General features: G+C 72.2%; 17 protein-coding genes and 2 pseudogenes. 10 read left to right on the top strand and 9 right to left on the bottom strand.

Going from position 1 to position 18,411, the window contains the following annotated elements; translation table 11 throughout:
- Window positions 1-119: 119 nt before the first annotated feature.
- Window positions 120-1,634, bottom strand: coding sequence for a helix-turn-helix domain-containing protein (locus tag TU30_RS06445; RefSeq protein ID WP_042165749.1), 1,515 nt, complete (start codon window positions 1,632-1,634; stop codon window positions 120-122).
- A 239-nt stretch (window positions 1,635-1,873) separates the two neighbouring features.
- Between TU30_RS06445 and TU30_RS06440 the strand changes: the two genes are divergently transcribed.
- From TU30_RS06440 to TU30_RS06430, 3 genes and pseudogenes are all read left to right on the top strand, one after another.
- Window positions 1,874-2,494 (top strand): L-threonylcarbamoyladenylate synthase, encoded by a 621-nt coding sequence (locus tag TU30_RS06440; RefSeq protein WP_042165747.1) that lies wholly within the window; start codon window positions 1,874-1,876, stop codon window positions 2,492-2,494.
- A gap of 225 nt (window positions 2,495-2,719) precedes the next feature.
- Window positions 2,720-3,475, top strand: a pseudogene (locus tag TU30_RS06435) (dienelactone hydrolase family protein).
- Between the two features lie 177 nt (window positions 3,476-3,652).
- Window positions 3,653-5,158: a metallophosphoesterase gene (locus tag TU30_RS06430; protein WP_042165745.1), complete on the top strand. Its 1,506-nt coding sequence runs from the start codon at window positions 3,653-3,655 to the stop codon at window positions 5,156-5,158.
- Window positions 5,159-5,187: 29 nt separating this feature from the next.
- Here the strand turns inward: TU30_RS06430 and TU30_RS06425 are convergent.
- Window positions 5,188-6,097: pseudogene (locus TU30_RS06425) on the bottom strand (TauD/TfdA dioxygenase family protein).
- 168 nt (window positions 6,098-6,265) lie between these two features.
- Here TU30_RS06425 and TU30_RS06420 point away from each other — a divergent pair.
- A complete protein-coding gene (locus tag TU30_RS06420; protein WP_042166552.1) occupies window positions 6,266-7,096 on the top strand; it encodes an aldo/keto reductase in 831 nt (276 codons plus the stop codon).
- A gap of 85 nt (window positions 7,097-7,181) precedes the next feature.
- On the opposite strand, the gene TU30_RS06415 is transcribed toward TU30_RS06420, so the two are convergent.
- From TU30_RS06415 to TU30_RS06405, 3 genes are all read right to left on the bottom strand, one after another.
- Window positions 7,182-7,649, bottom strand: coding sequence for a peroxiredoxin (locus TU30_RS06415; RefSeq protein ID WP_042165742.1), 468 nt, complete (start codon window positions 7,647-7,649; stop codon window positions 7,182-7,184).
- Window positions 7,646-8,026, bottom strand: a complete 381-nt coding sequence (locus tag TU30_RS06410) for a membrane protein (protein WP_042165739.1) — start codon at window positions 8,024-8,026, stop codon at window positions 7,646-7,648. Before TU30_RS06410 ends, TU30_RS06415 begins: the two co-directional genes overlap by 4 nt.
- A gap of 74 nt (window positions 8,027-8,100) precedes the next feature.
- Entirely contained in the window at window positions 8,101-8,622 is a 522-nt protein-coding gene (locus TU30_RS06405) for a MarR family winged helix-turn-helix transcriptional regulator (protein WP_042165737.1), read from the bottom strand.
- A gap of 292 nt (window positions 8,623-8,914) precedes the next feature.
- Here TU30_RS06405 and TU30_RS06400 point away from each other — a divergent pair, with 292 nt between their 5' ends.
- On the top strand, window positions 8,915-9,691 hold the full coding sequence (locus tag TU30_RS06400) for an NPP1 family protein (RefSeq protein ID WP_042166550.1): 777 nt from the start codon (window positions 8,915-8,917) through the stop codon (window positions 9,689-9,691).
- A gap of 144 nt (window positions 9,692-9,835) precedes the next feature.
- Entirely contained in the window at window positions 9,836-10,771 is a 936-nt protein-coding gene (gene hemC / locus TU30_RS06395; RefSeq protein ID WP_042165734.1) for a hydroxymethylbilane synthase, read from the top strand.
- Window positions 10,772-10,776: 5 nt separating this feature from the next.
- Here the strand turns inward: hemC and TU30_RS06390 are convergent, their stop codons facing one another.
- Window positions 10,777-11,298 (bottom strand): hypothetical protein, encoded by a 522-nt coding sequence (locus tag TU30_RS06390; protein WP_042165732.1) that lies wholly within the window; start codon window positions 11,296-11,298, stop codon window positions 10,777-10,779.
- A 537-nt stretch (window positions 11,299-11,835) separates the two neighbouring features.
- Between TU30_RS06390 and TU30_RS06385 the strand changes: the two genes are divergently transcribed.
- The gene (locus tag TU30_RS06385) at window positions 11,836-12,630 is read left to right on the top strand and encodes a SigB/SigF/SigG family RNA polymerase sigma factor (protein WP_042166548.1); all 795 of its coding nucleotides are present in this window, start codon (window positions 11,836-11,838) and stop codon (window positions 12,628-12,630) included.
- Here TU30_RS06385 and TU30_RS06380 read toward each other — a convergent pair.
- Window positions 12,578-12,910 (bottom strand): ANTAR domain-containing protein, encoded by a 333-nt coding sequence (locus TU30_RS06380; protein ID WP_176726218.1) that lies wholly within the window; start codon window positions 12,908-12,910, stop codon window positions 12,578-12,580. The two genes, TU30_RS06385 and TU30_RS06380, sit on opposite strands and share 53 nt — an antisense overlap.
- A gap of 267 nt (window positions 12,911-13,177) precedes the next feature.
- Here TU30_RS06380 and TU30_RS06375 point away from each other — a divergent pair, with 267 nt between their 5' ends.
- Entirely contained in the window at window positions 13,178-13,969 is a 792-nt protein-coding gene (locus TU30_RS06375; protein ID WP_042166546.1) for a VOC family protein, read from the top strand.
- 61 nt (window positions 13,970-14,030) lie between these two features.
- Here the strand turns inward: TU30_RS06375 and glgX are convergent, their stop codons facing one another.
- Both glgX and TU30_RS06365 read right to left on the bottom strand, forming a co-directional pair.
- Window positions 14,031-16,175 (bottom strand): glycogen debranching protein GlgX, encoded by a 2,145-nt coding sequence (gene glgX, locus TU30_RS06370; RefSeq protein WP_042165727.1) that lies wholly within the window; start codon window positions 16,173-16,175, stop codon window positions 14,031-14,033.
- Entirely contained in the window at window positions 16,172-16,684 is a 513-nt protein-coding gene (locus TU30_RS06365; RefSeq protein ID WP_042165725.1) for a hypothetical protein, read from the bottom strand. Before TU30_RS06365 ends, glgX begins: the two co-directional genes overlap by 4 nt.
- A gap of 368 nt (window positions 16,685-17,052) precedes the next feature.
- Between TU30_RS06365 and TU30_RS06360 the strand changes: the two genes are divergently transcribed.
- Window positions 17,053-17,352, top strand: a complete 300-nt coding sequence (locus tag TU30_RS06360; protein ID WP_042166544.1) for a DUF5133 domain-containing protein — start codon at window positions 17,053-17,055, stop codon at window positions 17,350-17,352.
- A 73-nt stretch (window positions 17,353-17,425) separates the two neighbouring features.
- A partial coding sequence (locus TU30_RS06355) for a maltotransferase domain-containing protein (protein ID WP_042165723.1) occupies window positions 17,426-18,411 on the top strand: 986 nt, incomplete at its 3' end.

Below are 18,411 nucleotides of genomic sequence, written 5' to 3'. Positions count from 1 at the left end.
CTGTGTATAGCACCGGTGCCCGCTGCGACGGCTGCGGGACTCAGCCGTGCACAACTCGGTCCGATACACCCCTTTTCACCCCGTGCGAGGCGGCCGCAACAGGGGTGGCTGGACGTCGTTCACCCTGGTGGGGGCGTGGACACGAACCCCGCGAACACCGGTGTCTCCAGGTCTCCCAGAGCCAGATGGGCGAGCACGACCTCGTACAGGTCGGTGCCGGCGGCCAGCAGCTGGCGCTCCAGGACCGGCTCGGCGCTGCGCACGTGTTCACGAACGGTCTGCGCGTGGACGCCCAGGAGCTGCGCGGCCCGCTCGGCATTGCCACCGGCGGCGATCCAGGTGCGCAGGGTGCGGCGCAGGGGGCGGGTGTCCCGGTCCAGGCGTTCCAGCAGTTCCCCCGCCCAGGCACGGACGGCGGGCCCGGACACCAGGGGTGCGAGTACGGGGGCGGACGACGCCTCGGAGGCACTGCCCACCTGTATGTCCTGGAGGTTGAACTGGGTGTGCAGCGCCAGATGCACGACGGCACGGACGGTGACGTCGTCGAAGTCGGTGCCCAGCATGTTCTCGACGCGTTCCATGCGGGCCCGCACCGTGTTGCGGCTCACCCCGAGGATCTTCGCCGTGTTGACAGCGGTGAACTCCAGACCGAGGCGGGTGGTGACGAGGAGCTCGGCACGGGTGTGGTGCGGCACGGTGTCCAGGGGCCCCAGCAGCCGGGCCGTCCAGCCGCGGAGCGCCGTCGGGTCCATCAGCCGCTCGGGGTGGGTGCGTTCGGCGTACACCGCCGTCTTGTCCGGACGGAAGTGCGCCACGGCGAGGGCGCTGACGGCCTGCCCGTACGCGGTGGCGGTCCGGGCGAGGCTCTGCCGGACGCTGCCGCCGAGGAAGGTGTCCGGATGCCGTTCGACCAGGGACTTCAGATCACCGGCGGTGGTCTCGCGAGGGCTGACGACGATCACGTGCCCGTCCATCGCCGGGCACCGCACGACCAGCGCCCCCTCCTTGGTGGTGTCCAGGCACTCCTCGGCGAGGCGGTCACGTCGGGCGGGTTCGGACTCCACGACGTAGACGCACGCGGTGTCCGCCTCGAGCAGGCCCGGCCAGAGCCCCCCGGCCACCCTGCGGGCGGCGACGGTGTCCTCGACCATGAGCAGTTGGAGGATCGCCAGCCGCAGGTCGGCGCTGGCGCGGCGCAGCCGCTGCCCGGCCGCGGTGTTCTCGCCCGCGGTCAGCAGCAGCTCGATCACCTGGACGGTGTGGGTGACGACATCGGCGCTGCGCCGGTCGAACGGGGCGTTCCGGGAGACGGCCAGTGCCCAGGTCCGGGCGGGGTGCCCGACCTTCACCAGGCGCAGGTGCCGCCCGCCGTCCTCCCAGGCGGCGGAGGCGATCCGGCCGGAGGTGACGTCGGTGACGAGGTTCTCGTCCACTGCCGGCCCGGTCCCGGCGACGAGCGTGCCGGTGTCGTCCCAGAGCGCCACCGCCCCGTGCACGGTGCCGGCGAGCCAGTCGACGACCCTGCGGACGTCGCGTCCCGCCGGCCGCAGGTGTTCCAGCAGTTCCTGCGCCCACTCGGGCTGTTCCCCGGCCACCGCCACCGGCTCCGGGATTCCGTCCTTGCGGGCTGCCACCTCGGCCTTCCCCTCGTGCGCCTGGTCTCTTCGGCCCGGTCCCGGACGTTACCCCACGGATGCGGCAAGCTCACCCCGGCGGACGGGGCGAAGGGGAAGCCCTGCACGGCGTCGACGCACCGCGGACACACCGCCCCCGCCCCCGCCCCTGCCCCGCCCACGGCCGGGGCGGGGCCGGGGCACGGTGGCCCCGGCCGGGCATGCGCGGTCCTGCCGTGCGGGCGGCATAAGCTCGGTGAATGGCGAAGTACTTCGACGTGCACCCCGACAACCCCCAGCCGCGTACCATCTCCCAGGTCGCCGCGAGCATCCGCGACGACGCCCTGATCGCATACCCCACGGATTCCTGTTACGCGCTCGGCTGCCGGCTCGGCAGCCGGGAGGGCATCGCCCGGATCCGCACCATCCGCAAGCTGGACGACCGGCACCACTTCACCCTGGTGTGCCGGGACTTCGCCCAGCTCGGTCAGTTCGTACACATCGACAACGACGTGTTCCGCGCGGTCAAGGCGTCCACGCCGGGCAGGTACACGTTCATCCTGCCCGCGACCAAGGAGGTGCCGCGCATGCTCCAGCATCCGAAGAAGAAGACGGTCGGCGTGCGCATCCCCGAGCACGTGGTCACCCAGGCACTGCTCGCGGAGCTGGGCGAGCCCCTGTTGTCCAGCACCCTGCTGCTGCCCGGCGAGGACGAGCCGATGACCCAGGGCTGGGAGATCAAAGACAGGCTCGACCACGTGGTGGACGCGGTGCTCGACTCCGGGGACTGCGGCACCGAGCCGACCACGGTGATCGACTTCTCGGGCGGCGAGGCCGAAATCGTACGGCGGGGCGCGGGCGACACCTCGCGGTTCGAGTGACAGTGACACGGTGACCTGCCCCGATACGGGCCGCGAGGGTCCGCGGGAGCGGTGACGCACGCACAGGGGCAGACGCAGAATGCCCCAAAGAGGCCCCCTGCACCGCGTGGGACCGGACAGGACCGAAGTGCCGGGTCCGGGGCATGTCACGATGGGCATGATCCGCCCCGCCCGCCGCGGGTGCGGATCCCCCTTCGACATCCCGCAGAGAGGCGCCCGTCGGCCATGACCGCGGTACGGGGAAGCACCGTTGACATCACGACCGAGGACGGCACCGCCGACGCGTATCTGACACGTCCCGCCGACGGGGGTCCCCGGCCGGCGGTGCTGTTCTACATGGACGTCTTCGGACTGCGGCCGCGGCTGCGGACCATGGCCGACCGGCTGGCGGAGGCCGGGTACACGGTCCTGGTGCCGAACGTGTTCTACCGTCATGGCCGCAGTCCGGTGGTCGAACTGCCCGAGTTCATCGGTCCGGGAGCGCGGCCGGAGGTCTTCGGACGCCTGGAGCCGATCATGCGGGAAGTGACGCCGGAACTCGCCGTGCGCGACGCCGGCGCGTAGCTGCGGTGGCTGGCCGGCCATCCCGCGGCGACCGGCGGTCCCGTGGCGGTGACCGGCTGCTGCATGGGCGCGGTGCTCTCCCTCCACACGGCGGGCACGTATCCGGACCGGGTGGCGGCCGCGGCCGGATTCCACGGGGCCCGGCTGGCGCCCGGGACGCCGGACAGCCCTCATCTGCTGGTGGACAGGATCACCGCGGAGCTGTACTTCGCTCACGCGGACCAGGACCCGTCGACGCCCGAGGAGCAGACCGAGCGGCTGGAGCGGGCGCTCACCACGGCCGGGGTCCGGCACCGCTGCGAGGTGTACACCGGGGCACGGCACGGTTGCACCCGGGCGGACACCGCCGTGTACGACGAGGAGGCGGACGAGTGTCACTGGGCCGCGCTGCTGGACCTGCTGCACCGCACCTTCTGACGGCCCTGCCGCGCCGCGCCTTCCGAGAGTCCTGTCGCGGGGGTCCTGTGGGGGCGCGCCGTGGGAGCGGCGCCTTCAATGCCGCACGGTACGCATCCACTTCGGCGCGCCCCTGGCCGCACCCGTGGCCCGTACCCGCTCTCCTGCCGCCCACGGGACCGTTGTTACGGTGCTCCGATGTCAGACTCTTCACGCGACACGGCCGAGGGCGCCGGCTGGGGCACGGGGCAACGGGGCGATTACCGGCGGCTGTTGCCGTCCGGGGCCGAGAAGATCTCCTGGTTCGACCCGCGCATGCTGTGGGCCGCCCGCAACGGCGTCCTGGCCTCCTGGTTCGGGGACCCGACGGGCCGCACCCGCAGCCGGTGGGTGGCCCAGCGGGCGGCGGCCGGCGCGCCCTCCGACAAGGTGATCCGGCACGACGTCCCGGACCGGTTCTCCTTCCTCGTCGTCGGCGACACCGGCGAGGGCGGCGAGCCCCAGTACGCCGTCGTGCCCGGACTGTTGAAGGAGGGCCGGGACAGCGCGTTCACCGTGCTGGCCAGCGACGTGATCTATCCCGTCGGCAGCACCGACGACTACGGCGACAAGTTCTTCCGCCCGTACCGGGACTACAAGGCGCCCCTCTACGCGATACCCGGCAACCACGACTGGTACGAGGATCTCGGCGGGTTCATGCGCGTCTTCTGCGACAACGCCCCTCCCCTGCCGCCCGGGCCCGCACCGCGCCCCCTCACCAGGGCCTGGCTGCGCTCCCTGCTGTGGCACCGGCCGCGGCCCGCTGACGACCAGCGCCTCGCCGAGGCGAGGGCGTTGCGGTCCGACCCGGAGCAGCAGGCGGTGCAGCCGGGCCCGTACTGGGCGATCGACGCGGGGCCGGTGCGGATCATAGGCATCGACACCGGCCTGCTGGGAACCGTCGACGCCGAGCAGGGGGCCTGGCTGCGTGAGGTGTCCCGGGGGCCGCGCCCGAAGATCCTCGTGACCGGCTCGCCGCTGTACGTGGACGGCGCGCACCATCCCTGTCCCGTCGAGGGCGGGGGAACGGTCGACGACATCGTCCGTGACCCGGACCACCGCTACGTGGCCGCGATCGGCGGTGACATCCACAACTACCAGCGCTATCCGGTCCGCCTGGACGACGGCCGCACCCTCCAGTACGTGGTGGCGGGCGGTGGCGGCGCCTTCACGCACGCCACCCACACCATCCCGCGCGTCCATGTCGCCGGCGTCACCGAGCGGGACTTCCGCTGCTACCCGCTGCGCGGCGACTCCCTCGCCTTCTACAGCGCGCTCTACGGGCGCCGGACGCGGCTGCGCCGCTTCTTCACCCTGACCGAGGCCGAGGCGACAGCCGTGATCGCCGAACGTCTCGGCATCGGTCCCACCCGCCCGCCGGGCTCGCGGGCCCGGGTCACCCGGCGCGTGCGACTGGTCGCCGGGCTGCTCGGGACCGGCCGCCGGCCCGAGCGGGGCAGGCGGTTCAGGCTGCCCGTGCGCAAGGCCTACACGCAGTTGCTCTCGCCCGGCTCGGCCACCTACACGCCGCCGTTCTTCAAGTGCTTCCTGCGGCTGGACGTGGGCCCGGACGCGATCCGGTTGCGCTGCCACGCCGCCACCGGCAACCTCGCTCAGGAAGTCGCCCCGCCGGTCGAGGACGAGGTGATCATCCCGCTGACGTGACCGGTCCCCGGGCGCGAGCTGCCGGTCGGTCACCAGCGTCCGGGGGCGGTCCCGGTGATCGGCTCCGAGGGGCGGCCGTCGGTTCCGACCGGTACGTCACCGGCGAGCATCACCCGGTGCATGATCCGCGGGTGGTCGAGGTGGGCGGTGTCACCGGGGGCGAGGTGAATGGTGGCGCGGTTGTCCCAGAACGCCACGCTGCCCGGCTCCCACCGGAAACGCACCGTGTACTCGGGCCGGGACAGTCCGGTGATCTGCTCGACGTAGTAGCCGTTGACGAAGAGCACCCGCTCCCCCGTCTCCGGGTGGACCCGCACCAGAGGGTGCTCGGTGGCGGTCTGGTGGTCCAGCAGGTGGCGCACATAGGCGTCGTCTCCGGACCTGGGCTGGTAGCCGGTGCTCGGCGCGCAGCCGGTCGGCGGACTCCCTGACCGGGGCGGACAGTCCGGTGTAGGCGGCGGCCAGGTTCGACCAGGTGGTGTCGCCGCCGTAGGGTGGCACGGCCTCCGCGCGCAGGATCGTCGCGGCGGGCGGGTCGGTCCGGGCGCCGTGGTCGCAGTGCCAGCCGCGCAGCAGGGTGTGGCGGCGGCGACGCAGCCATTCGTCGCGCTCCATGCCGAACCGCCCGCCGAGCTCCAGCCGGTCGGCGGTCGTCTCGACCTCCGGGAAGCCGGGCGGCGACGCCTTGCCCCGCCGGGGCAGGACGACCGGCTCGCCGAACCGCCGGGCCAGTGCCACGTGCCCGGCGTGATCCAGGCGCTGTCCGCGGAAGAACACCACCTTCCAGCGCAGTACCGCCGCCCGGATGGTGGCGATCACGGCGTCGCCGGGCCCGTCCGCGAGGTCGACACCGGTGATCTCGGCGCCGGTGTGCCCGGCGACCGGACGCACCTCGACGCCCGTACCCGTGTCCTGTCCGAGGCCCTTCGTGCCGTCCATGCCGCTCCCGCCCGTCGTCATGTGTGCCCCCTCCGTCGGTCCGTCCCCGGCCTGCGCCGGTTCGGGTGCGTCCGTCTCGTCCGTCCGGCCCGCCCGTCGGGTTGATCGTCGACCGCCCGGTCGGTGAGGCTGGAGGAGGACGACACTGTCGAACGGGAAGGTCCCCTCGTGATCAGCATCCCGAACCACACGCTCAACGACGGCACGACGCTCCCCGCCCTCGGTCTCGGCACCTGGCCGATGGACGACGCGCAGGCCGAGCGGTCCGTGGCCGCGGCCCTGGAGATGGGCTACCGCCTTGTCGACACGGCGACGAACTACCGCAACGAGACGGGTGTCGGCCGTGCCGTGGCCCGCGCCGGTGTCCCGCGCGAGGAGGTCGTCGTGACGACGAAGCTCCCCGGCCGCCATCACGGGTACGAGGAGACCCTCGCCTCCTTCGAGGAGTCCCGCGCGCGTCTCGGCCTGGAGTACGTCGATCTGTATCTGATCCACTGGCCGCTCCCCCGGGTCGACCGGTACGTCGACTCCTGGAAGGCCATGATCAAACTGCGCGAGGAGGGTCTCGTGCGGTCGATCGGCGTCTCCAACTTCACGCCGGCCCACATCGAGCGGCTGGAGAAGGAGACCGGGGTGCTGCCCTCGGTCAACCAGGTCGAGCTGCACCCGTTCCTCCCCCAGGAGGAGCTGCGCTCCCACCACGCGGGCAAGGGTGTGCTCGTCGAGAGCTGGAGCCCGCTGGGCCGGGGTTCGCAGCTCCTGGACGACCTGGCCGTGGCCGCCGTCGCCGAGGCCCACGGGGTCACCCCGGCCCAGGCTGTGCTGCGCTGGCACATCCAGCTCGGGGCGCTGCCCGTGCCCAAGTCCGCCGACCCCGGGCGGCAGCGCGCCAACCTCGACGTCTTCGGTTTCACGCTGGACGACGCCCAGATGCACACCATCGCGGACCGGGCGCACCGGCGGATCGGCGGGGACCCGGAGGTCCACGAGGAGTTCTGACCACCGCCCTCCGACGGGCGCACGGCCCACGACCGGACCACGCGTGCGGTCGTGGGCCGTGTGTCCGTCGCCCGTCGGATGCGGTTCATGCCCGGTGGTCGCGGAGTGCGGCGAGCGCCCGGTCGGCGTGCACGTTCATCCGCAGCTCGCTGCGGACGACCTCGAGGACGGTGCGGTCCTGCCCGATGACGAAGGTGGCACGCTTGGTCGGCGCCAGGGAGAGGCCCCGCTTCACCCCGAACCGCTCGCGGACGGCACCGTCGGCGTCGGACAGCAGGGGCATGCCGAGCGAGTGCCGCCCGGCGAACTCCGCCTGCCGTTCCACGGCGTCGCCGCTGATGCCCACCGGCCGTGCGCCGGCCGCGGCGAACTCCGCGGCCAGGTCACGGAAGTGGCAGGCCTGCGCGGTGCAGCCGACGCTCAGTGCGGCCGGATAGAAGAACAGCACCACGGGCCCCCCGGCCAGCAGCTCCGACAGTTCGCGGACGGTGCCCGTCCCGTCCGGCAGGGCGAAGTCCTCGACCGTGTCGCCCTTGTCCGGGCGCCCGCTCACGACGTGCCCTCCGCGCCCTTGGCGACGCCCCGCGCCCACAGCACCAGCGGCAGCTGCAGGGGCAGCCGCCCCCAGGCGGCGGCCCGCTGCGGCGCGGGGCGGCGGCGCCAGTCGACGGCCATCTTCACGTTGGCGGGGAACACCCCGACGAAGAAGGCGGCCGTGGCCAGTGCGGCGACCCTGCGGGTCTGCGGCAGCGCCACCCCGGCGGCCAGCGCGAGCTCGGCGGCGCCGCTGGCACGGGTCCAGGTCCGGGCCGAGCCCGGCAGGGAGCGCGGCACGATGTGGTCGAACTGGCGCGGGGCGGCGAAATGCGCGGTGCCCGCGGCGGCCAGCAGGCCGGCGAGCAGCAGGGGTGAGCGATCGGACCGTGACACGGTTCCTCCTCCAGTGGCCTGCCACGCGACATTACCGGACGGTAAGTACGGGGAGCCACCGGGACGAAGACGCGTCAGGCGGCTCCGGCGGGGGTGCCGCCGCGCGGTTCCGCCTCCTCTTCGGCGGCATGGGCGAGGAAGTCGTCGACCATGCGGTGGAAGAGCGTGGCGAGCTGACGCAGTTCCGCCGGAGACCAGTCCGACAGGGCCACCTGCATGGCCTGCGCCCCGACCGCACGGATGCGGGTGATGGCCTCCCGGCCCGTCTCGGTGAGTTCGACGCGGTGGGCGCGGCGGTCGTCGGGGTCCGGGACCCGGGTGACGTGGCCGGACTTCTGCAGTTGCTGCACGGTGCGGGTGACGTGTGACGCCTCCACGCCCAGGCGGGCGGCCAGCTCGCCCGGCCGCAGCGGTTCGGTGTCGGCCGCCTGCCGCAGCAGCGCGACGGCCGCCCGGTCCAGGGGGACGCCCGCCAGGGCCATCAGACGTTCGTGCTGGCGGGCGCGGGAGCCCAGATAGGTGATGCGCATGAGCGCCCGTTCGATCTCGGCCACTTCCGGCGAGGCGGGGACGTCGGGGACCGGGGATGCGCGCATGCGCCCACTTTACCATCTCGTTGCGTAATTCAATCAATCCACGGGCGCACGGAACGTACCGCTCCGCCCACCCTCCGGCGGTTGCCGTTCGGGGGTAACCGCGGACCACGGGGCGCACGGGCGCCGCGCTCCGGACGGCCTGGAGCGACCGGACGGCGGCCTCACGAGTGTTGGGCAGCACTTCACCATCAGTACGCTCCTGCAGTCTTGGCATGGACGTGCTCAACCGCGATGCTGAACGCCTTTGCTCCCCACAGCAGTTGGGATGCACCCGCATTCCGAGGAGGAAGCCGTGTCGCCGAGTACGTTCCGAACACACCGCAGGAGATGGCTGACCGGCATCGCCGGCGCCTTCGCATGCGTCATCGCCTTCCCCGCCACCGCCTTCGCCGCACCGCCGCCGGCCCTGCCGGCCGACGCCGACTCCCTCGACCGGACGTTCCAGCCCGCCTACGACTACGACACCGACGGGTGCTACCCCACACCCGCGATCGGCCCGGACGGCGCGGTCAACCCCGGGCTCAACCCGACGGGCGCCCTCAACGGCAACTGCCGTGACGCCCCGGACCTGGACAGCACCAACGGCTACTCGCGCTCCAAGTGCAACAACGGCTGGTGCGCCATCGTCTACGCCCTGTACTTCGAGAAGGACCAGGCGCTGCCGGGCGTCAGCCTCGGCGGCCACCGCCACGACTGGGAGCATGTCGTGGTGTGGGTGCAGAACGGCACGGCCCAGTACGTCTCGACCTCCAACCACGGCTCGTTCTCGGTCCACGCCAGGTCGGCGGTCCGTTTCGACGGGACGCACCCGAAGATCGTGTACCACAAGGACGGCATCAGCACGCACTGCTTCCGGCTCGCGAGCGCGGGCGACGAACCGCCGGAGAACCACAAGCGCACCTGGCAGTACCCGCCGCTGGTCGGCTGGAACGGTTATCCGGCCGGGCTGCGCGACAAGCTCGTCCAGCACAACTTCGGCAGTGCCCACTTCGGTCTCAAGGACGGGAGTTTCGCCTCCCATCTCGCCGCGGCGAAGCCTTCGGGCATCCCGTTCGACCCGAACGCCTGAGCCCGGAACCCCTCCGGGCCCGAACGCCTGATCACGCGTCATCCGGCCATGTCCCCAAGGGAGTCCGGACGCATTCGTCGCCCCGGACTCCCGAACCGGCCCGCCCTGCGCCGGCACTCGGGCCGAAGGGTCTATCGTGTCGCCATGTCCGTCCCCGAACTGATCCGTATCGTCTCCCGCGACTCGCCCATGGCGCTCGCCCAGGTGGAGCGCGTCCGGGTCGAGTTGGCCGACGCCCTGCCCGGCGTGCGCACCGAGGTCGTCCCCGTGCGGACCACCGGCGACAAGTGGCTGGGCGACCTGTCCCAGGTGGAGGGCAAGGGAGCGTTCACCAAGGAGGTCGACGCCGCGCTGCTGGCCGGCGAGGCGGACCTCGCGGTGCACTGCGTCAAGGACGTGCCCGCCGACCGCCCGCTCCCCGCTGGCACCGTGTTCGCCGCGTTCCTGGAGCGGGACGACGTCCGTGACGCCCTCGTGCACCTGGACGGACTCACCCTGGACGAGCTGCCGGAGGGGGCCCGGATCGGTACCTCCTCGGTGCGCCGCGTCGCGCAGCTGGCCGCATCCCATCCGCACCTCGAGTGCGTACCGTTCCGCGGCAACGCCAACCGGCGGCTGGCGAAGCTCGCCGCCGGCGAGGCGGACGCGCTGCTGCTCGCGGTCTCCGGCCTGCAGCGCATCGACCGCCGCGACGTGATCAGCGAGGTCCTCTCCCCCGAGACGATGATGCCGCCCATCGGCGCGGGCATCCTCGCCCTCCAGTGCCGTGAGGACGACACGCCCCTCATCGACGCGGTCAGCGCCCTCGGCCATCCGGACACACATCGGGAGGCCACCACCGAGCGCATGTTCCTGCACGTACTGCAGGGACACTGCAACAGCCCGATCGCCGGGTACGCGCAGGTCGAACGGAGCGGCGAACTGTCGCTGCGGGCCTGTGTCTTCACCCCGGACGGCAAGGTGCGGCTGAACGCCCACGAGTGGGCCGGCCGGCTGGATCCGGCGACACTCGGCACCTCGGTCGCCGTCGCCCTGCTGCGTCAGGGCGCCCGCGAGATCATCGACGGCATCCCGCACTGACACCGTCAGACGCTGCCCTCCTCGGCCTGCTCCTGGAGGAACACGCCGATCTGCTGCGCAAGACCTTCCCGGACCCCGCCCGACGGGGTCCCGGCGGGTCCCTCGTGCGCGCCGATGCCGCCGGACCACAGGCGACGACCGGTCCACTCCTCGTCGACCCGCAGCTGTACCTGGACGTCGACGTGGCTCAGGGACGCCTCGGGTCCGGCCGCGTAGAGCACGGCGGTGGCGCGGCGCAGCGGATAGACGTCGAATCCCTCGATGAACTGCGAGTTGCGCCAGTCGAGGAGGGCACCCTCCCCCTCGGGACCGATCCGCACGTCGATCTGGCCGTCCTCGAGGTGAATTCCGACGTTCCGCCCGCCGCGGTTCTCGACGGTCACGCGGACGCTGAAGTACGTCAGCCCTGCGGCGGCGTCGTCCCGTCCCCGGGGCGGCTCGCCCGGCTCCAGACGGTGGACACGGACCCGCAGACCGGGATGTTCGTCGTACTCCTGCCAGTCCCCGACCACGTTCGGCTCGTACACGGTGCACCCTCTCGACTTCTGTCGCTGCTTCCTATCTGTGGGCTCGGCGCGCTGTCAAATGAGCGGAATGCGCCGTGGTCAGGCACTTCGTCCCCGCCGCCCGCCGATCAAGCGCTGCGCTGGCACGATCCGCCGGACCGGCCGCCCCGGCCCGCGCGGCGCGTGCCGCACATCACGTCGTCCACGGTGATCGCCGCACCCGGCCCGGCGATCACCGGACCGGGGCGTGCGCGAACCGTACCGCCGGAACGCGGCACGTCCCCAGCGGCGTAGCGCCCCGGTCGCCCTCCGCAATTCGGCATGCCGAATTCCCCCGGTTTCACAGCGCGCGATTCCCGAAATCCTCGCACTGTTCCCCGCGCCGAATTCGGGAAACCGTTTCACCACGGCGGCGAGGGGGAATGAGAGGTCCAGTGCTTCGGACCGGAGGCACGACCGTGGGAACCGGCTCGCCGCCCCCGGGTCTCCTCCGTGTGGTCCGAGCTCGCGCTCCCACGGTGCCCGTCCACCCGGCACCTGCTCAGGGAGGTGCGCGACATGCGTATCGCCGGCAGCACCACGAAGCCGCACCCTCACCACGACGCACCGGACACCGCCCAGGACTTCGTCCGCCTCGCCCGGCTCCCGGAGGGCCCCGAGCGCAAGGCACTGCGGGACGGACTCGTCCGTTCCTGGCTGCCCATGGCCGAGCGGATCGCCGTACGCTTCCGCGGGCGCGGCGAGGCGCTGGAGGACCTGTACCAGGTGGCGGCCCTGGGCCTGGTCAAGGCAGTCGACCACTACGACCCGGCGCGCGGCACCGCCTTCGAGGCGTACGCCGTCCCGACCGTCACCGGGGAGGTCAAGCGCCACTTCCGTGACCACATGTGGACCCTGCACGTGCCGCGCCGCGTCCAGGACCTGCGCAACCGGGTGCGGCACGCCGCCAAGGAGCTGGCACAGACCACTCCCGGCCGGGCCCCGACGACCGCCGAGATCGCCGCGTACGCGCAGCTGACCGAGGACGAGGTGCGCACCGGCACGGAAGCCCTGGAGTGCTTCACCGCACTGTCGCTGGAGGCGGAGATGCCGGGCACGGACGGGTACGCGCTCGGGGACTCGCTCGGCGGCCCGGACCCCGCCTACGACACGGTCGTCGACCGGGTGGCGGTCCGCCCCTGCCTCGAGGCGCTTCCGGAGCGCGAGCGGCTCATCCTCTATCTGCGGTTCTTCCGGGGCATGACGCAGAGCAGCATCGCGGAACTGCTCGGCATCTCGCAGATGCATGTGTCCCGGCTGCTCAGCAGCTGTTTCGCCCAGGTGCGCGAGGAGCTGCGGACGGAGGCCGGCTGAACCGGTCCAGGGTCTTCTCCAGCTCCGCCCGGATTCCGGGCGGCAGCACACCGGTGCGCCCCCAGGCCACGATCGTCCCGGCGATGTCGCGGAGCTTGACGTTGGTGTGCTGGGAGACCTCCCTCAGCACCGTCCACCCCTGGTCGGGCGACACCCGCCCGAGGACGACGACCACGCCGATCGCCTGGTCCACCACCGCGTGCGAGACGACCGCCTCCTTCAGCTGCTGCACCTCTTCCTCCAGCTGAAGGATCCGGTCCGCTTCCCCGTCCGTGGGCATGGTCACCTCCGGGTCCGGTGTACCGCTCCCGGGCCGCCCGCACCTGTGTCCGGGTGCCTTCGGCGGGTGTCCGGCTCCTCCATCGTCGTCACTCGTGCCATCCTGTGCCACCGGGGGTGTTCGCGGGTCCCCTCCGTGCCGGTCCGGGCACCATCACCGGGGTACTCGGCAGGCGCCCTGAGCCCTACAGGCCGGACACTGGAGTCCACGGATGCCTGCCAGGCCGACGAGAACAGCGATCGGGACGCGACTGTGACGAACCACGACATGCCCTCCCCCTCCGGTGCGACGGACGTCTTCTCGACGCACTCCGTGTACGGGACGCCCTGCTGGGTGAGTCTGACCAGCCGCGACCTCGGCACGACCGAGGAGTTCTACGGGGCCGTCCTCGGCTGGCGGTGGCGCCCGGCCCGCCTGGGCGAGCGGTTCCGGCTCGCCCTGAAGGACGGCACGCCGGTGGCGGGCGTCGCCGCGGTCGCCGACATGTGGCGGATGGCGGTGGCCTGGACCCCGTACTTCGCCGCCCGCAGTGCGGACGAGGCGGTGTCGCGGGTGCAGGAACGCGGCGGCACGCTGGCGGTCGGCCCGATCTCGCTGCCCCCCGGGCGCGCGGCGCTGCTGGCCGACCGGGACGGCGCGACCTTCGGGGTGTGGGAGGGCGAGCTGTCCACCGGCTGGCTCAGCTGGCAGCGCTCCCAGCCCTCCTTCATCAGGCTGCACACCCGGGACGCCCTGGACGCCGCCATCTTCTACGGCGAGGTCTTCGACTGGGGGGCGACGGGGGACGGCCGCACGGAGGTCGTCTACGAGGGCGACGAGGTGGTGCTGCGCGGGGACGGGCAGGTACTCGCCTGCATCCAGTCGGGGGCGCTGGGATCGGCGCCCGATCCGACGATCCGGCCGCACTGGCAGGTGCACTTCACCGTGACGGACGTCGAGGTCTGTGCCGACGCCGCCGAGCGGCACGGAGGCAGTGTGGTGGCCCTGCGCGACGACGAGGCCGTGCTGCGCGACAACGAGGGCGCCCTGTTCACGGTGACCGCGCGCCGCGGCCGCTGATCCCGGCGGCCGGACGCCCGCGGTCCTTTCGGGCACCTCTCCCCGAGAGGACCGCGGTCCCTCACTTCCCGGTCTGCGACGGCCGGGACAGCAGCACCAGGCTGCGCGAGTCCACGGTCAGCCCGGTACCGGCCTTGTGCTCGGATTCGTCGGGGACGCCGTCCGGGTCGGCGGTGTCGATCAGCGCCGTCCAGCGCTCGCCGTAGGCAGCGGCCGGAAGGCGGAAGTCCACCGGCTCCCCATGGCTGTTGAGCAGCAGCAGGAAGGAGTCGTCGACCAGGCGCCGGCCCCGCGGGTCCGGTTCGGCGATGGCGTCGCCGTTGAGGAAGACGCCGACGCTGTGCGCGTCCGGGCGCCGCCAGTCGACGTCGGTCATCTCCTCGGCGTCCGGCAGCAGCCACACCAGGTCGGGCAGGCCCCGGCCCGCACGGGAGGCCGGCCCGCCGTGGAAGAAGCGGCGGCGCCGCAGCACGGGGTGGGCGATCCGCAGGGAGATGACCCGCCGGGTGAAGTCCAGCAGGGCTCGCTGCTCCACGGTCGGCTTCCAGTCTATCCAGGAGATCTCGTTGTCCTGGCAGTAGGCGTTGTTGTTGCCGTGCTGGCTGCGGCCCACTTCGTCGCCGTGCGAGAGCATCGGGATGCCCTGGGAAAGGAGCAGCGTGGCAAGGAAGTTCCGCTGTCGGCGGGCTCGCAGTTCGAGTACGGACGGGTCGTCGGTGTCGCCCTCCGCCCCGCTGTTCCAGGACCGGTTGTGGCTCTCGCCGTCCCGGTTGCCCTCACCGTTGGCCGTGTTGTGCTTGTCGTTGTACGAGACGAGGTCGCGCAGGGTGAAACCGTCGTGCGCGGTGACGAAGTTGACGCTGGCACGGGGCAGTCGCCTGCTGTGCGCGTACAGGTCGGAGGAACCGGTGAGGCGGGAGGCGAACTCACCGAGCGTGTGCGGCTCGGTGCGCCAGAAGTCCCTTACGGCATCCCTGTACTTGCCGTTCCACTCCGACCACAGCTGCGGGAAGTTGCCCACCTGGTAGCCGCCTTCGCCGACGTCCCACGGTTCGGCGATGAGCTTGACGCGGCTGATCACGGGGTCCTGCTGAATGAGGTCGAAGAACGCGGAGAGCCGGTCCACCTCGTGGAACTGCCGGGCCAGTGTGGCCGCGAGGTCGAAGCGGAAGCCGTCGACATGCATCTCGGTGACCCAGTACCGCAGCGAGTCCATGATCAGCTGGAGTACGTAGGGGTGGCGCATCAGCAGGCTGTTGCCGGTACCGGTGGTGTCGTAGTAGTGCGACCAGTCGCCGTCCACCAGCCGGTAGTACGCGGAGTTGTCGATGCCGCGGAAGGAGAGGGTGGGACCCTTCTCGTTGCCCTCGGCGGTGTGGTTGTAGACGACGTCCAGGATGACCTCCAGCCCTGCCGCGTGCAGGGTCCGGACCATCGTCCTGAACTCGGTGACCTGCTGTCCGCGGGTGCCGTGGGCGGCGTAGGCGTTGTGCGGGGCGAAGTAGCCGATGGTGTTGTAGCCCCAGTAGTTGGCCAGGCCCCGGCTCTGCAGCACACCGTCCTGGACGAACTGGTGCACCGGCATCAGCTCCACCGCGGTGACGCCCAGCGAGGTCAGATGGTCGACCACCGCCGGGTGCGCCAGTCCGGCGTAGGTGCCGCGCAGTTCGGCGGGAACGTCCGGGTGGGTGCGGGTCATGCCCTTGACGTGGGCCTCGTAGATCACCGTGTCGGCGTAGGGACGGCCGGGGCCGTTGTCCTCGCCCCAGTCGAACGCCGGGTCGGTCACCACGCCCAGCATGGTGTGTCCGGCACTGTCGGCCGGGTCGGGGCCGTCGGGCCGGCGCTCGTAGAGCGAGGGGTGGTTGTCGATCTGCCCGTCGACGGCCGTGGCGTACGGGTCGAGGAGCAGCTTCGCCGGGTTGCAGCGGTGCCCGGCGGCCGGTGCCCACGGCCCGTGCACCCGGTAGCCGTAACGCTGGCCCGGGCCGACGCCGGGCAGGTAGCCGTGCCACACGAAGCCGTCGGCCTCGGTCAGCGGGACGGTGGTGTGGCGGCCGGAGTCGTCCACCAGGACGAGTTCGACGCCTTCGGCGACCTCGCTGAACAGCGCGAAGTTGGTGCCCCCGGCGTCATGGACCGCACCCAGCGGATAGGGGCGCCCGCTCCACGCGGGCGCCCCTCGTCCGGGGTTCCTCCGGGTCACCGGGCTGCCTCCAGAAGGCCGGCGGAGGCACGCACCAGGCCGGCCAGCTGGGCGACGGTGACCACGCGGGGCAGGTCCAGGCCCTCGCTCACCCTCGAGTCCGGCGTGGTCGGCACGAGCGGGACGCGTTCGTCGGCGCGGGCCCGCTGCGAGAACCAGATGACCCTGCTGCCGGTCGCGGTGGCGCAGCAGCCCCAGCCGTCGCTGCTGGCGGCGATGTGCTCCAGGCAGCCGCGCAGTTCCTGGTCGGGGCGCAGAGCGCGGTCGTGGTCCCCGATGGCGGTGATGAGGTGCTGTCCGTTCCACCACATCTCGATCGACGTGTTCTTGTCGGTGGCGTGCTCGTCGATGGCGCGCAGCAGCATCTCGGTGCCGCGACAGACGGGCTCCATCAGGTTCTCCAGGTCCCAGTGCCGGAGGTGGGCGGCCAGAATGCGGCTGACCTGCTCCACGCGCTCCGGGCTGACTTCCACGTCGAGGTGGTAGTAGCAGGGCACTGCGGTCTTCATCGTCGTTGGCTCCTCACCGCGAAGCTCCCGATTTCCCCTCGTCCCTGCGGACGAGCCCCGAACACGAAATGTGAGCGGTTGGCGCTCCTGAGTCACCATCAGCGTGACCGGGTTGGTCCATCCGTGCAACACGAGCACACGGCCGGGGTGGCCGATGCGCCGGACGGGCGCGGTTCACGCCGGCCCCGGACACCGCCCGGCCCGCCGCACCGGACCACGGCCCAACAGGACGCACGGTTACCGATCATGCACCATGTGTGAAAGCCCCTCGGTCGCCGTCACGGGACCGTGCCCTCCGCGCACACGGCCGCCGTCCGACCACCGGAGGAAACGTCTCCCCAACGAGCCACGGAAAGGTGAACGGCGCCATGCTGCTACCTGCCAGAGCCGAAGTCGCCCGGCAGTTGCGTCGCTACCGGGCCTGGGAACGCGTGATGCTCGCCACCCCCACCGACCGCACGGTACGGACGACGTTCGAGGACTCGGGCCACACCCTCTGTGTGCTGATGGGCAAGCGCTGCGCGCGGGAGGCGGCCGAGGCTGCCGAACGGTACCTGCGCGCCGGTCCCTCCACTCACCTGCGGGAACAGAACGACCGGCCCCGTTCGGCCACCGCGGTCAGGTGGGGTCCGCCGGCGGTCGAGCGGCGGTCCCCGGCGGGAAGGTAAAGGGCCTTCCCGCCTCCATCTCGTCCCACGACCGGGCGTGGCCCGGTGTCGAGCACGGCGGAGGTACAGACCCATGAAGGCGACCAGGACCATCGGACGCATCCCCGTGCGGGATGTCCGGCCGGCCGTCGAATGCGGCAGACGGCCGGCGAAGGCGGTCGTCGGGGAGTCGTTCGAGGTGTCGGCGACCGTGTTCCGTGAGGGGCACGACGCGGTGGCCGCCCGGGTCGTCCTCAGGGATCCGGAGGGCCGACGGGGGCCGTTCACGCCGATGCGTGAACGGGCGCCGGGCACCGACCGGTGGGGCGCGGAGATCGCCCTGGACGCGGTGGGCCGATGGACGTACACCGTGGAGGCCTGGAGCGATCCGGTCACCACCTGGCGGCGCCACGCGCGGGTCAAGGTGCCGGCGGGGATCGACACGGGTCTGGTGCTGGAGGAGGGTGGCGACCTGTTCGAGCGGGCCGCCGCCGGAGTACCCGAGGGCGACGGCCGCTCCCTCGTGCTCGCGGCGGCGAAGACGCTCCGGGACGACTGCCTGCCCGACGACATCCGGCTGGCGGCGGGGCTGACGCCGGAGGTGGACGCGGTGCTGGCCCGCCACCCGCTGCGGGACCTGGTCACCAGCAGCGACCCGATGCCGCTGCTGGTGGAGCGCGAGCGTGCCCTGTTCGGGTCCTGGTACGAGTTCTTCCCCCGCTCCGAGGGCACCGCGGACGAACCGCACGGCACCTTCCGCACCGCCGCCCGCCGACTGCCCGCCATCGCCGCGATGGGCTTCGACGTCGTCTACCTCCCCCCGATCCACCCCATCGGCACCACCTTCCGCAAGGGCCCCGACAACACCCTGGACGCCGGCCCCGACGACGTCGGCGTCCCCTGGGCCATCGGCTCCCCCGAGGGCGGCCACGACACCGTCCACCCCCGGCTGGGCACCCTCGAGGACTTCACCTGGTTCGTCGGCCGGGCGGCCCACCACGGACTGGAGATCGCCCTGGACCTCGCCCTCCAGTGCTCCCCCGACCACCCCTGGGTCCACCAGCACCCCCAGTGGTTCCA

The organism is Streptomyces sp. NBRC 110035 (assembly GCF_000829695.1).
Taxonomy (GTDB): Bacteria; Actinomycetota; Actinomycetes; order Streptomycetales; family Streptomycetaceae; genus Streptomyces.
Note: the sequence above shows the minus strand (reverse complement) of the source record. Positions and strands in the feature narration are given on the sequence as shown.